At 67.7% G+C, this 14691-nt stretch carries 13 protein-coding genes; 11 read left to right on the forward strand and 2 right to left on the reverse strand.

What is annotated here, in order from left to right:
* Positions 1-34: 34 nt before the first annotated feature.
* Together ACQE2J_RS08330 and ACQE2J_RS08335 are read right to left on the reverse strand one after the other, a co-directional pair.
* Entirely contained in the window at positions 35-1513 is a 1479-nt protein-coding gene (locus tag ACQE2J_RS08330; RefSeq protein WP_135542064.1) for an aldehyde dehydrogenase family protein, read from the reverse strand.
* A 395-nt stretch (positions 1514-1908) separates the two neighbouring features.
* A complete protein-coding gene (locus tag ACQE2J_RS08335) occupies positions 1909-2979 on the reverse strand; it encodes a hypothetical protein (protein WP_426937442.1) in 1071 nt (356 codons plus the stop codon).
* Between ACQE2J_RS08335 and ACQE2J_RS08340 the strand changes: the two genes are divergently transcribed.
* The 11 genes from ACQE2J_RS08340 to ACQE2J_RS08390 are packed head-to-tail and all read left to right on the forward strand — an operon-like array spanning position 2965 to position 14670.
* The gene (locus tag ACQE2J_RS08340) at positions 2965-3945 is read left to right on the forward strand and encodes a hypothetical protein (protein WP_426937443.1); all 981 of its coding nucleotides are present in this window, start codon (positions 2965-2967) and stop codon (positions 3943-3945) included. The two genes, ACQE2J_RS08335 and ACQE2J_RS08340, sit on opposite strands and share 15 nt — an antisense overlap.
* Positions 3942-4967: an HAD-IIA family hydrolase gene (locus tag ACQE2J_RS08345; protein ID WP_135542060.1), complete on the forward strand. Its 1026-nt coding sequence runs from the start codon at positions 3942-3944 to the stop codon at positions 4965-4967. Before ACQE2J_RS08340 ends, ACQE2J_RS08345 begins: the two co-directional genes overlap by 4 nt.
* The gene (locus ACQE2J_RS08350; protein ID WP_426937444.1) at positions 4964-5158 is read left to right on the forward strand and encodes a hypothetical protein; all 195 of its coding nucleotides are present in this window, start codon (positions 4964-4966) and stop codon (positions 5156-5158) included. Before ACQE2J_RS08345 ends, ACQE2J_RS08350 begins: the two co-directional genes overlap by 4 nt.
* Positions 5155-5961, forward strand: coding sequence for a TlyA family RNA methyltransferase (locus tag ACQE2J_RS08355; protein WP_135542057.1), 807 nt, complete (start codon positions 5155-5157; stop codon positions 5959-5961). Before ACQE2J_RS08350 ends, ACQE2J_RS08355 begins: the two co-directional genes overlap by 4 nt.
* Positions 5958-6914, forward strand: a complete 957-nt coding sequence (locus tag ACQE2J_RS08360; protein ID WP_425120360.1) for an NAD kinase — start codon at positions 5958-5960, stop codon at positions 6912-6914. Before ACQE2J_RS08355 ends, ACQE2J_RS08360 begins: the two co-directional genes overlap by 4 nt.
* Positions 6915-8618 (forward strand): DNA repair protein RecN, encoded by a 1704-nt coding sequence (gene recN / locus ACQE2J_RS08365; protein ID WP_135542053.1) that lies wholly within the window; start codon positions 6915-6917, stop codon positions 8616-8618. It begins immediately after the preceding gene.
* Positions 8619-8633: 15 nt separating this feature from the next.
* Positions 8634-9872 carry a putative cytokinetic ring protein SteA gene (gene steA, locus ACQE2J_RS08370; RefSeq protein WP_135542051.1) on the forward strand — a complete coding sequence of 413 codons (1239 nt, stop codon included), beginning with the start codon at positions 8634-8636 and terminating at the stop codon, positions 9870-9872.
* Positions 9865-10842: a copper transporter gene (locus ACQE2J_RS08375; protein WP_135542049.1), complete on the forward strand. Its 978-nt coding sequence runs from the start codon at positions 9865-9867 to the stop codon at positions 10840-10842. Before steA ends, ACQE2J_RS08375 begins: the two co-directional genes overlap by 8 nt.
* Positions 10839-11744 (forward strand): hypothetical protein, encoded by a 906-nt coding sequence (locus ACQE2J_RS08380; RefSeq protein WP_426937445.1) that lies wholly within the window; start codon positions 10839-10841, stop codon positions 11742-11744. The genes ACQE2J_RS08375 and ACQE2J_RS08380 overlap by 4 nt, the downstream gene beginning before the upstream one ends.
* On the forward strand, positions 11741-13450 hold the full coding sequence (gene murJ / locus ACQE2J_RS08385; protein WP_135542045.1) for a murein biosynthesis integral membrane protein MurJ: 1710 nt from the start codon (positions 11741-11743) through the stop codon (positions 13448-13450). The genes ACQE2J_RS08380 and murJ overlap by 4 nt, the downstream gene beginning before the upstream one ends.
* Positions 13447-14670 carry a glycosyltransferase family 4 protein gene (locus ACQE2J_RS08390; RefSeq protein WP_426937446.1) on the forward strand — a complete coding sequence of 408 codons (1224 nt, stop codon included), beginning with the start codon at positions 13447-13449 and terminating at the stop codon, positions 14668-14670. The genes murJ and ACQE2J_RS08390 overlap by 4 nt, the downstream gene beginning before the upstream one ends.
* Positions 14671-14691: the final 21 nt, after the last annotated feature.

The following is a 14691-nucleotide window of genomic DNA, read 5'->3' on the forward strand; positions in this document are numbered from 1 at the left end:
TCCTTATTCTGCGTATTCGTCTGTGATCCCAGGGTCACTTCGTGTGGTCGGGGAACCATCCGGTGACAGCGGGTTCGAGGTTCTGGTAGATGTGCTTGGCTTCCTGGTATTCGGCCAGACCGGTGGGGCCGAGCTCGCGACCGAAGCCGGACTGCTTGAAGCCGCCCCATTCGGCCTGCGGCAGGTAGGGGTGGAAGTCGTTGATCCAGATGGTGCCGTGGCGCAGGCGCTGAGCGACCAGTTGGGTCTTGCCCGCGTCCTGGCTCCACACGGCGCCGGCGAGTCCGTAGTAGGTGTCGTTGGCGATCTCGACCGCCTCGTCGACGGTGGAGAAGGTCTCGACGGTGACGACGGGACCGAAGGCCTCATCCTCGACCACGGACATGCCGCGCTTGACCTGGTCGAGCACGGTCGGCAGGTAGTAGAAGCCGTCGGCGAGTTCACCCTCACCGAACTTGCCGCCGCAGCGCAGACGAGCACCCTCGGCCACACCCTTCTCGACGTAGGCGGCGACCTTGTCGCGGTGGGCCGCGGAGATCAGCGGACCGGTCTCAGCGTTGTCGTCGAAGGGACCGCCGAGTCGGATCTGCTCGGCACGCTCGACGAGGCGGTTGACGAACTCCTCGGCGATGGATTCCTCGACGATGAGCCGGGCACCGGCGGAGCACACCTGGCCGGAGTGGACGAAGGCCGCATTGAGCGCATTGTCCAGGGCGGCGTCGAAGTCGGCATCGGCGAAGACGACGTTCGGGTTCTTGCCGCCGAGCTCGAGGGCGATCTTCTTGATCGTCGCCGAGGCGTTCTTCGCGAGCAGACGACCGGTGACCACGCCGCCGGTGAAGGAGACCATGTCGATGTCCTCGTGCGTGGACAGGGGAGCTCCCGCATCGGCACCGGCACCGAGGATGAGGTTGCCGACACCGGCCGGAAGGCCGAGTTCCTCGAAGACCTGCATGGTGAGGATCGCGGTGTGCGGGGTGAGTTCGGCGGGCTTGAGGATGAAGGTGTTGCCGGCGGCGATGGCCGGGGCGATCTTCCACGCGGCCTGCAGCAGTGGGTAGTTCCACGGGGTGATGAGGGCGCAGACACCCACGGGCTCGTGCACGATCTTCGAAGCGACCGTGTCGGTTCCCGCGTCGACGACGCGACCGGCATCGTTTGCGGCGAGCTTGCCGAAGTAGTCGAAGCAGTTCGCGATGTCGTCCATGTCGATCTGCGATTCGACGAAGCGCTTGCCGGTGTCCAGGGATTCGGCCTTGGCGAATTCGTCCTTGCGCTCACGCAGCACGGCCGCGAACTTCAGGAGCATGTCGCCGCGTTCGCTGGCGGGGACGGAGGACCAGACGCCGGAGTCGAAGGCACGGCGAGCGGCCTTGATCGCCAGCTCGGTGTCGGCGGGGCTGGCTTCGTCCACCTCGGCGACGAAGCTGCCGTCGGCCGGATTGTGGATCTTGCGGGTTCCACCGTTGACGGCTGAAACCCACTGTCCGTCGATGAAGAGTGTGTTTGGCACGATTTCTCCTTTTTCTAGCGGGTGAACGACTGTGTGATCTGAGGGGTCGAACCATCGGTTTCACGAGCAGAGCATGCGGCGTCACTGAGGAGCCTTGCGTTTGCGAAGCTGCCGTCTGACCTGCGGGGCAACCCGGTTCGAGAGCTTCGCCCCAGATGCGTTCGGGCATAAGAATGCGTCCGGGCACAACAATAGGCGAAGCACGGGGCCGAATGCGCAATCCGATGATGCTGATCACAAGCGCAGTTGGGATTGTCCATCGCGTATGCGTGCTGCAGAGAAGGCAGGGGACCGAGGAAAACCGGGGCGGGGAGGCGGATAGCTGCAGAATTTCTGCTCGTGGAGACACGCAGACGGCTGTCATCCGCGCAATGATCTTCCACGTCCGCTGTCATTCATCCCCTGGTGCCGAGGCGACGCGGACTGCCGCTGCCGCCGAACCGATTCGACTTGTGCTGGCCGTTCGACTGGATTCGCCTTGATTCTAACAGAGGGCTGACGCGGTGACCTGGGAGTCGACGGGTGAGAGGAGAGCTCGCGGCGGAGTCTGACGTGTCCCCGCACACAGGGCGACTCGGCGGTGAGTGCACTAGAATGGAGCGGAACATTGAAAAGACTTCATAGGGAGAATCGTGGCCCAAGGGGATTCGCGAGACAGCCAGGACAACCGCCGCGCAGAAGGCGGTCGCGGCGCAGATCGCGACAACAATCGCAACCGCCGACCGGACAACCGGGACGGCCGCGGGCCACGCCATTCCGATCGCCGAGATGACCGCCGTGGTGGGTATCAGGGCAACCGCCGTGATGACGATCGTCGCGGTGGGTACCAGGGAAACCGTCGTGACGACGATCGCCGAGGCGGGTACCAGGGCAATCGTCGCAACGATGATGACCGTAGGGGCGGTTTCAACCGTGACCGTCGTGATGACGATCGTCGTGGCGGGTACCAAGGGAACCGTCGTGATGACGATCGCCGAGGCGGGTACCAGGGCAATCGTCGCAACGATGATGACCGTAGGGGCGGTTTCAACCGTGACCGTCGTGATGACGATCGTCGTGGCGGGTACCAAGGGAACCGTCGTGATGACGATCGCCGAGGCGGGTACCAGGGCAATCGTCGCAATGACGATGACCGTAGGGGCGGTTACAACCGTGACCGTCGTGATGATGACCGTCGCGGTGGCTACCAGGGGAATCGTCGTGATGATGACCGTCGCGGTGGCTACCAGGGCAACCGTCGTGATGACGACCGCCGGGGCCGCGGAGGATACGGCCGCAATGACAACGACCGCCGTGCGTCGCGCAAGACCGATACCGGCGAATACGCACGCGAGCAGCGCGCCCGCCGCCCGCGCGTCCAAGAACCCGAGATCCCCGAAGGCGTCACCGGCCGCGAGCTCGACAAAGAGATCTTCGCTCAGCTGCGTTCCCTCGACAAAGAGAACGCGATCATGGTCGCCAAACATCTCGTCGCCGCGGGCGGGCTGCTCGACCTCGATGCCGACCGCGCCCACGAACACGCGAAGGCCGCCATGGCTCGCGCCGGCCGCGTCGCCGTCGTCCGTGAGGCCCTCGGCATCGCTGCCTACTACGTCGAGAAATACGACGAGGCCGTGCGCGAACTGCGCACCCACCGCCGCATCTCCGGGTCGAATGACAACATCGCGCTCATCGCCGATGGCGAACGCGGCCGCGGCAAGCCGGAGAAGGCCATCGAGCTGCTGAAGCAGTCCGAAGAGCTCGACCTCGACAACGATGCTCGCACCGAACTCGTCATCGTCGCTGCCGGAGCGAAGTCCGACCTCGGAGACATCGCCGGCGCACGTCGACTCATCGAAGCCGAGGACTTCACCCAGAAGCCCAGCGGCGCACTGGTCCGTCTCATGGCCGCCTACGCCGAAGTGCTGCGCATCGACGGCGAGCCCGAACTCGCCGACAAGTACGAAGAGCTCTCCCGCCGCACGGCCAAGGCGACCGGCACACTCTTCGGCGACGAGGAGCCGGACCTCAACGCCGGTGTCGAGATCGAAACCGTCGACGAGATCGAAGACGAGCCCGAGGCCGCAGGCGACGCGTCCGCCGAGACCGGCGGCGAGACTGACGACCGCAAGTCCGAGGCCGCAGAGGAACCGTCCACCGAAGCCGGCAGCGAGACCGACGACCGCAAGCCCGAAGTCGCAGAGTCCGAAGCCGGAGAAGGTGCGTCCGCCGAGTCAGCAGCACCTGCCGACCAGATCCCCTCGTCGAAGACGCACGTCTCGGCGAAGGAACTGAAATCCGTCAAGGTCACCGACGAGGAGATCGAATCCGAACTCGACGAGATCCTCGCCGAGGCAGAAGCCGACGCCGGCACGGAAGGTGACACCGTTACCACCGACACCGCCGATGCCGGGACCGACACCGAGACCGCCGAGGCCGACGGAGACCAGTGACACTCCCCGCCGAACAGGCACAGACGTCGCACGGTTCCACGCCTGAGACCACGGGCGTGCCCATCGACTGTGTCCTGTTCGACCTCGACGGCGTCGTCTACCACGGCACCCACGCGATCGACGGAGCCGCTGACGGCATCAACTGGCTCCATTCCCAGCAGATTCCCGTCAACTACGTGACCAACAACGCCACACGCACCGCCGAAGCGACCGCGGAGAAGATCACCGGGCTGGGTATCGACGCCTCCGACGACGAAGTGACCACCTCGGCGCAGGTGCTCGCCGAACGCCTCGCGCAGCGGTTCGGGACCGGCGCCCGTGTCCACCTCGTCGGCACGACCGGACTGCGCATCGCGCTCGAAGACGCCGGACTCGAGATCACGGACTCCCCGGAAGCCCGGCCCGTGGCCATCGCGCAAGGACTCGACCCGAACATCGACTACGAGACGATCGTGCGCGCCTGCGCGACCATCCGTTCGGGAGCCGAATGGTGGGCGAGCAACCCCGACTTCTCCCTCATCACCGAATCCGGCAAGGTCCCCGGCAACGGAGCATTCGTCGAACTCATGTCCCGACTCACCGACACCGAACCCGTCATCGTCGGCAAACCCGCCCCGCACATGATGGAATTCGCAGCCAGCCGCCTCGGCGCCAGACGACCGCTGATGGTCGGTGACCGACTGAACACGGACATCGAAGGCGGACGTGCTGCCGGCTTCGACACCGCGCTCGTGCTCACCGGAATCCACGACATCCACGATGCACTCCGCGCAGCACCCGAACGCCGACCGACCTTCATCCTGCCGAGTCTGCGCGGCCTCGAAGCCCTCATCACCGGCGCCGACCGCAGCGAATGCACGCAGATCGAATCCGCCCTGCACCGTGCCTGGGACGCCATCGACGCGGGCGACACCGACGCCGAGGCGGTGCTGACCGAAGAGCAGCTGCCGCGCACGATCGGCGACTGTCCCGACACCGCCGACACCTCCGGGATTCGCAACGATGTTGAGGAGGACCAGTGACCGAATCACCGCGACCGACCCCTCCACCGCAGGCCCAACCGACACCGACACCGGCTTCGCTGAGTGGAGACGTGCCCGTCGACGGCTGGCGTGCGCACCTCGCCGAGACCAAGGACGCCCCCGCCGCGCAGCGTCATGAGCGCCTCGGCACCCTGCTCGACGAACTCGACTCCCAGGTGGGCTCCTTGTGAGCAGGCTCGACCGGGCACTCGTCGACCGCGGACTGCTGCACTCCCGCTCCCGCGCGGCCCGCGAAATCGCCGCCGGCCGTGTCGGCGTCAACGGCCGCACCATCACCAAGGCCTCCCACGAGGTGGCCGAAGCCGATGACCTCACCGTCACCGAACCCGACCCCTGGGTCGCCCGCAGCGCCCACAAACTCCTCGGCGCCCTCGACGCCTTCGCACTCACGACCAGGCTCAGCGACCTCACCGCCCTGGACGCGGGCGCATCCACCGGCGGTTTCACCCAAGTCCTCCTCCAGCACGGAGTCGCCGAGGTCTGGGCGGTCGACGTCGGCCATGACCAGCTCGCCCCCATGCTGCGCGAAGACCCGCGCGTCCACGTCCGCGAAGGCCTCAACCTGCGCGAACTCTCGAACTCCGACGTACCGAGCGTCGACCTCGTCGTCGCCGACGTCTCCTTCATCTCCCTGCGCCTGCTCCTCGAACCGCTGCTGGCCGCCACGGCATCGACCGGGCAGCTGCTGCTTATGGTCAAACCCCAATTCGAACTCGCCCGCTCCTGCCTCGACAAGCACGGCGTCGTCACGTCCGCGGCCCACCGCCGCCGTGCGATCGACTCCGTCGTGACCGCCGTCGGCGAACACGCCGCACGCGTGAGCGACATTGCGGCCTCACCCTTGCCGGGACCCAGCGGGAACAGGGAGTACTTCCTGCGTGTTCGACCCGGCCGCGCCCCGGATGAGTCCGATAGGCTCGACGAAGCAACCATCCCCGCCCACCTGGACAAGATCATGAGAGGAGAGTCGTGACCAGACACATCATGGTGCTGCTGCACCCCCAACGTGAAGAGTCGGCCGTGGCCGCCGTCAGCGTATTCAAAGCTCTCCTCGACGACGGCATCACCCCCGTCGTCCTCGACGACGAGATCGTCGGCATCCGCGCCCGCCAAGCCGCGGCCCTGGGCACCGAAACGGTCGCCGAAGCCGACATCCTCGACCACTGCGTCATCATCGATGCCTCCGAGCTTGGGGAGTGGAAGAACGCCTGCGAACTCGTCATCGTCCTCGGCGGCGACGGCACCATCCTCCGCGCCGCCGAACGCTTCCACGGCTCCGGCGTACCCCTCATGGGCGTCAACCTGGGCCACGTCGGCTTCCTCGCCGAAAGCGAAAGAGAAGACCTCGCCGAGGCGGTCCACCGTGCCTCCCAACGCGACTACCTCGTCGAAGAGCGCCTCGCCCTCGACGTGTCCGTCTGGCACGAGGGGGAGAACATCTTCAACGCCTGGGCGCTCAACGAGGCGACCGTGGAGAAAACCTCGAAGTCGCGCATGGTCGACGTCGTCCTCGGCGTCGACGCCCGCCCCGTGTCCTCCTTCGGCTGCGACGGCGTCATCCTCGCCACCCCCACCGGCTCGACCGCCTACTCCTTCTCCGCCGGCGGCCCCATCGTGTGGCCCGAGGTCGAAGCGCTCATCCTCGTCCCGATCTCCGCCCACGCCCTCTTCGCCGAACCGCTCGTAGTCAACCCGAACTCCCGCCTCGGTGTGGAGATCTCCCCGACGAACCCCGACTTCTCCGCGGTGCTGTGGTGCGACGGCCGCCGTGCCCTCGAACTGCCGTCGGGTGCCCGCGTCGAGGCCACCCGTTCGAAGTCGCCGATCCGACTCGCCCGCCTGCACACCGGACCCTTCACCGACCGACTCGTCGCGAAGTTCCGCCTGCCCGTCTCCGGGTGGCGGGGCCCGATCAAGGAGGCCTGATTGATCTCCGAACTGCGCATCTCCCACCTCGGCGTGATCGCTGAAGCCGAGGTCGAACTCGACACCGGCTTCACCGTCGTCACCGGTGAGACCGGCGCCGGCAAGACGATGTTCGTCTCCGCCCTGTCCCTGCTCATGGGCCGCAAAGTCGGCTCCGGAGTCGTCCGCAAGGGCGCGGAGAAAGCCGAAGTCGAAGGCATCTTCACCGATGTCGCCGAGACCGTGCGCGAGCGCATCGAAGAAGCCGGCGGCAGCGCCGAGGACGAAGCGATCATCTCCCGCACCGTCGCGCTCAAGGGCCGCGCTCGGGCCACCGCGGGCGGACGCACCGTGCCGATCTCCGTGCTCACCGACATCTCCTCCGACCTCATCACCCTCCACGGCCAATCCGAACAGCTGCGACTCAAAGGCACCGCCCAGCAGAGACAGCTCCTCGACGCCGCCGGAGGACAGAGACTCGCCGAGGTGGCCGCCCGCTACCGTGCCGCGTTCGAGTCCTGGAAAGAGACCGAAGCCCGGGTCTTGCGGATCAAAGACTCCACCGCGGCCCGCCGCGAACGCATCCTGTGGCTGCGCGGCTGCCTCGAAGCCATCGACGCCGTGCGCCCCGAACCCGGCGAGGATGAGACGCTGACCGCCCAGGCCGCGAAGCTCGGCGCCGCAGCCGAGATCACCCGCGCCGTCGGCGCTGCCCACGACCTGCTGCTCGGCTCCGAAGCCGACGACGCCGGAGCCGCCGTCGACCTCGTCCATCAGGCCATCGCCGCGATCAGCGACGTCGAATCCTCCGACCGAGAACTGACCACGATCCGCGAAGCCCTCGGCGACGCGGTGCTGCGCCTGTCGGACTCCGCCGCGGAACTGTCCTCCTACCTCTCAGGCTTCGACGAACTCGGCGAGACCTCACTGGAAGAGACCGAAGCCCGCCGCGCCGAACTCGGCACCCTGGCCCCCTACGGCCAGAACGTGGCCGAAGTCCTCGACTTCGAAACCCGGTCCGCGGCCGAACTCACCGAACTCGAAACCGAAGACCGCGACCTCGACGGCCTCGACGCCGAACTCGACCAAGCGCGGACCGAGATGGAAGAAGCCGCCGCGGCGCTGTCTGAGATCCGCACCGCCACCGCGCAGGAATTCTCCCAGGCCGTGAGCGAAGAGCTCGCGGCACTGTCGATGCCGAAGGCGAGCGTCGACTTCGAGCTCACGCCCCGGGAACCGACCAGCCACGGTGCCGACGAGGTGCGGCTGACCTTCGCCGCGCACGCATCCTCGACCCCCGACGACATCGGCAAGATCGCCTCCGGCGGTGAACTCTCCCGCGTCATGCTCGCCATCGAAGTCGTCCGCGCGGCCAGCGAATCCATTCCCACCTACGTCTTCGACGAAGTCGATGCCGGCGTCGGCGGCAAGGCGGCCGTGGAGATCGGCCGCAGACTGGCGAAGCTCGCCCGAAACGCCCAGGTCATCGTCGTCACCCACCTGCCGCAGGTCGCGGCGTGGGCCGACACGCACGTGACCATCGTCAAAGACGATGACGCCGAGACCGTGCGCTCGGGCGTGCAGGAACTCAGCGACGAAGACCGCGTCGTCGAACTCTCCCGCATGCTGGCCGGAATGGACGACTCCGACTCGGCGAAGGCCCATGCGGCCGAACTCCTCGACAATGCGCGGCAGGTCAAGGACGCCGGTGCGAGGACCACATGAGACAATGGCCGGACCATGAGAGTGCGTAGACATCGCGACGTTCCCGCCGCACCGACCCGGTCCGGTCCCGCCCCTGCCCGCCTGGACCGACGCACGAAAGACCTCACCAAACGCCTCGAAGCAGGCGATATCGCGGTCATCAAACACTCCGACATCGACCGGATCTCCGCCGAGGCCCTCGTCGCCTGCCGACCGGCCGCGGTGATCAACGCCGACAAATCGATCTCCGGCCGGTATCCGAACCTCGGCCCGGGCATCATCGTCGACGCCGGCATCCCCCTCATCGACGCCACCGGAGCAGAGATCTTCGACGCAGTCGACGAGAACGCCGAGATCTCCACCGAGGGCGGCACCGTCTTTGCAGGCGACACCGAGGTGGCCACCGGAGTTCTGCAGACGCACGAGACGATCGCCGACGACATGCACATGGCCGAAGCCGGAATGAACTCCGTGCTCGTGGACTTCATCGACAACACGATCGAATACATCCGCAAGGACTCCGACCTGCTCTCGGCCGAACTCGTCGTGCCCGAAGTGAAGACGCAGTTCACCGACCGACATGTGCTCATCGTCGTCCGCGGATACCACTACAAGGAGGACCTGGCGATGCTGTCCTCCTACATCCGCGAATACCGGCCGCTGCTCGTCGGCGTCGACGGCGGTGCCGATGCGATCATCGAAGCCGGTTACCGCCCCGACATGATCGTCGGCGACATGGACTCCGTGTCCGACACCGCGCTGACCTCCGGAGCCGAGATCGTCGTCCACGCCTACCGTGACGGCAACGCGCCGGGCACCGAACGCGTCGAATCACTCGGCGTCGAATGTGTGGCCTTCGCCGCCTCCGGCACGAGCGAAGACATCGCGATGCTGCTCGCCGATGACAAAGGCGCCGAACTCATCGTCGCCGTGGGCACCCACGACACCGTCATGGAGTTCCTCGACAAAGGCCGCAAGGGCATGGCCTCGACGTTCATCACCCGCCTGCGAGTGGGATCGAAGCTCATCGACGCCAAGGGAGTCTCCCTCCTCTACCGGCAGCGCATCTCCAGCCTGCAGCTGGCCGTGCTCATCATCGCCGGACTCGTCGCCCTCGGCGTGGCGATGACCGCAACCTCGGCCGGGCAGACCTTCCTCGGCCTCATCGGCGCCCAACTCGACGGCCTCTTCGGCTGGATCGGCTCCCTCTTCGGCGGGGACCCCGCGGCCTCGACAGAATCCGCCGGCTTCATCCAAGGACTGACCCGTGATTGATTTCCGCTACCACCTCGTCTCCCTCGTCTCGGTGTTCCTCGCGCTCGCCGTGGGCATCGTCCTCGGCGCGGGGCCGCTCAAGGAACCGATCGGGGAATCCCTGCAGAGCCAGGTCGACGCGCTGCGCAGCGACCGAGACACTCTGCGAGCGAACCTCGATGCGGCCAAGGGCAACATCGACAAACAGAACGATTTCGTCACCGCAGCGGCTCCCGAACTCATCAAAGGCACCCTCAAGGGCCAGGATGTGAGCATCATCGCCGGACCCGAGGCCGACCCCGAGCAGGTCGAAGAGGTGAGCAACAGGGTCAAGGAAGCCGACGGCACGATCGCCGGCGACGTCTCCTTCGTCCCGACCACGCTCAGTCTCGAGGACTCCTCTGCGTTCCTCGAACAGCTGCGCAAGATCGTGCCGAAGCTGCCGAAGGACGATTCGACGGCGATCCGCGCGGCACTGGTCATCGCGCTCACCGGAGATGCCTCGATGCTCGAAGATCCCGCCGACCGCGACGCCGCGGAGAAGAAGTCCTCGCAGCTCTACGACGCCTTCGTCGACGCCGACCGTCTGCGCACCGACACCGATCACAAGACGACCTCGCTGTTCATCGTCGTCGACGATGAGAATTCGACTCTGGCCGAGGAGACGAAGCCGAGCCCGCAAGCCACCGATGACAAGGCCACCCGCACCCTGGTGACCGACTTCGTCACCGCACTCACCGCCGAAGCCACCTCGGTCGTCGTCGCCGGCGACGCCGGATCATCCCAGAACGGACTCGTCAACGTGCTGCGGACCGAGAAGTCGCGGGCCAGCACCGTCGACGGACTCGGCCTCGGCGCCGGCCCCGTCATCGCCGTTCGGGCGCTGGCCGCCGGTGAAGCCGGCACCCACGGACACTACGGATTCGCCGAAGACGCGGAAGGGATCCTGCCCGCGAAGACGGACGAGACGAAGAAGGAAGAGGCGAAATGATCCGCTCCATCGTCAGCACCGCCGTCGCCGGACTCGCCGGATACGCGGCGACGAAGGCCGTGCTCAGGTCTCGGCTGTGCACCCAGCGGGACGTGGTGCGCACCAACCACGCCGGCCGCGAGGTCTCGCTCATCGAAGGCCCCGCCGTCACCGCTGGACTGCTCGCCGGCGGACTGCTCATCGAAGACCCCCGGCAGCGAGCCGCGACCCTGCTGGCCACGGCCGCGGCGGGCGGCCTCGGCGCCGTCGACGACTTCTGCGAATCCGGATCTTCCAAGGGACTGCGCGGACACCTGAGCGCACTCGCCCGCGGCGAGATCACGACCGGAGCGCTCAAGATCACCGGAATTCCGCTCGCCGCGATCGCGGCCGCGACGATCCTGCGCAGCGGGGCACCTCGGCCCGGGGCCCGCGGACTCGCAGACAGCCTCGGATCCGCCCTCGGCACCGGACTCGGTGCTCGGAAGAACGACCGCGCCTGGTACGCCGCTGCCGCGGACATCGTCGTCACCGGGGGCGTCATCGCCGGATCGGCGAACCTGTTCAACCTCCTCGACCTCCGACCCGGTCGCGCACTCAAGACAGGGGCGCTCACCCTGGCGCTGACCGACCACGAACGTCGCGTGTCCTGGTCGCCGTCGGCCGCGATCGCCGGCGCCACGGCAGCGGCCTGGCCCGAAGACTTGGCCGGTGAGGTCATGCTCGGGGACACCGGCGCGAACGCGCTGGGCGCGGCCATCGGCGTGATCCTCGCCGAAACCGCGAGCCCGGGACGCCGCCGTCTCGTCCTCGCCGTCCTCGCCGGACTCACCCTGGCAAGTGAGAAGGTGTCGTTCACCTCCGTCATCGAGTCCACCCCCGGACTGCGGGAGATCGACGCCTTCGGCCGCGAGGGCGTGTGAGCAAGCTCGTTCGAGTCCTCGCCTCCACGGCGCTGCTCGTATCGATCATCACCCTGCTGACCCGGCTGGTCGGTTTCCTCCGCTGGTTGGTCTTCTCCGCGACCGTCGGCGCCGGCACCGTCGGCACCGCCTACCAGAGCGCCAACCAGGTGCCGAACATCCTCTTCGAGGTCGTCGCCGGAGGCGCCCTGGCCGGGGCCGTCATCCCGCTGCTCGCGATCCCGCTGGCCCGATCGGACCGCGCGACGGCCGGGCGGATCGCCTCCGGACTGCTGACCTGGGCCGTCTCGGTGACCCTGCCGCTGTCGATCCTGCTCGCCGTCTTCGCCGCGCCCATCGCGAACGTCCTCGTCGATGCGCGGACCAGCGACACCGGAGTGCAGGCGACCGTGCAGCTGCTGCTCATGTTCGCCCCGCAGCTCGTCCTCTACGGGATCGGCGCCGTGCTCACCGGCGTGCTCCAAGCCCACCGGAAGTTCCTCTGGCCGGCGTTCGCCCCGCTGCTGTCCAGCCTCGTCGTCATCGGCAGCTACATCGCCTACCGCATGGTCGGCGGCAACGACGACACCTGGCAGTCCCACCTCGGCTGGCTCGGCTGGGGCACAACCATCGGCGTGGCCGCCCTCGCCCTGCCTCTGGCGCTGCCGATGGCCTCGACCGGGCTGAGACTGCGTCCCACCTTCTCCTTCCCGCCCGGGGTCGCCCACCGGGCGCTGCGACTGGCCGGGGCCGGGATGTCGGCTCTGCTCGCGCAGCAGGGCGCCGTGCTCGCGACCCTGACCCTGTCGAACCATTCGGGCGGAGAAGGCACGTTCGTCCTCTTCAGCTACATCAACGCCGTCTACCTGCTGCCGTATGCGGTGCTCGCCGTGACCGTGGCGACCGTGATGTTCCCGACCCTGTCCACCTGGGTGGGACGATCCACCGACCCCGAGGCGACCGACACGCACCGTACCGAAGCCCGGGTGCGACTGCGGGCCGTGACATCGACGACGACCGCGCTCATCGTCGCCATCGGCGGCCTCGGCGCCGTCATCCTCCTCTCCGCGGCCGGACCGCTGCAGACCTTCTTCATCGCCATCGACGCGGAGAAGAGCTCGTCGGCGCCCTTCGACTCGATGGCACAGGCGATCATGGTCATGGCACTGGCCGTTCCCGGCTGGTGTTTCGTCGCCTGGGGCACCCGCGTGTTCTACGCCCTCGAACGGTCCCGCCATTCGGCTGCGGCGACGACGACCGGGTGGCTCCTCGTCATCGTCGGCATGATCGCGGCCATCCTCGTGACGAATGCGAACGGGGATCCGGGGCTGACGCTCATCGCCATCTGCTGCGGCTACGTCTTGGGCATGAGCGTCGCCGGAGGATTCCTGCTCACGTCCATCCGCCGCGTCCTCGGCCCCACCGGCCTCGCGCTGGTCGGCCGCCGCGGACTGCTCACCCTCGGTGCCGCCGCCGTCGCCGGAACCGCGGGAGTCGTGACCTCGCAGTGGCTCGGGGGACTGCTCGACAATTCCGCGGGATCGGCCGTGCTCGCCGGCACCGTCTCCGCACTGCTCGGCTGCGTGGTCTTCGCGCTCATCGTGCTCATCATCGACCGCGGATTCCTGGGCGAGGTGCGCAGACTGCTCGCCGACCGGAAGGACACGGGCGCCGGCGAAGCGACGGCACCGCAGGGCACTGGAACGGACAGGGAGGAAGAATCATGAGGATCGTCTTCGTCATCGGCACCTCCACCGGGGGAGTCGGCACTCACGTCAAGGCACTGGCCCGCGACCTCGGTGCGGCCGGTCATGAGATCGGCGTCATCGGCCCCGCCGCGACCGATGAGCACTTCGGCTTCTCCCTGCTGCCGGGAGTCCGCTTCGCCGTGCTCGAACTCGGCACCGGAATCGGACCCGCCGACGCCGCCCTGATCCGGCGGCAGCGCGGTCTGCTGCGCAGCTTCGACGCGCAGATCGTCCACGCCCACGGGTTCCGCGCCGGACTCATCACCCAGCTGACGCTGCGTACCCTGCGCTCCCGTCCCCGATTCGTCCTCAGCCTCCACAATCGGGCCAGCGGCCAGGGACTGCGCGGGAAGGTCGAAACCCGCGTGGAGACGATGCTCGCCCGCGGCGCCGACCTCGTTCTCGGTGCCAGCACCGACCTCGTCGAACGCGCCCAGGAACTCGGTGCCCGCGATGCCCGGTTCGTGCCCGCCGCCGCACCCGAGGTGACACCGGTGAGCGCCGAGGCGGCCACCGCCACCCGCGCCCAGCTGGCAAGCACCTACGGCTTCGACGAGGGCGCGGTCATCGTCCTCGCCGTGGGCAGGGTCGCACCGCAGAAGAACTACCCGATGCTCGTGCGCGGGCTCGGCCGCCTCGGCGACACGACGGGCAGCACGAACCCGACCCGGACAGCGGACGCGGCACGCACGGGACAGGACGCCCCGCGCACGAAACAGGACGCGGACGATCCGGCCGTCGTCGTGCTCATCGCCGGCGCCGCCGACGAAACGGTGCTCGGCGAAGTCCGGGCACAGTACGCTGAGCTCAGCGCCGCCTCGGCGATTCCCCCTCTGCATTTCCTCGGCGCACGCAGCGACGTCGCCGAACTCGCCGCAGCCGCGGACATCTACGTGCTCACGAGCGTGTGGGAGGCCCGCGCGCTCGTGCTCCAGGAAGCGCTCATCTCCGGCAAAGCGATCGTGGCAACCGCAACCGGCGGCAGCACCGAACTCGTCGGCGAGGCAGGCGTCCTTGTCCCCGATGACGATGATCGGGCCTTCGCCGCCGCCGTCGCCGAACTCGCCGGAGACCCCGCCCGACGCGCCGAGCTCGGGGCGCGGGCACGAGCCCGCGGTGCCGAGCTTCCCGGTGAAAGGGAAGTCGCCGAAGAACTCGCAGGCATATACACGGAACTCGTGTCTGCCCAGGTAGGCTAGAAGCAGCGTCGATCGAAAGTA

Source organism: Brevibacterium sp. LE-L, from assembly GCF_050214925.1.
GTDB lineage: Bacteria > Actinomycetota > Actinomycetes > Actinomycetales > Brevibacteriaceae > Brevibacterium.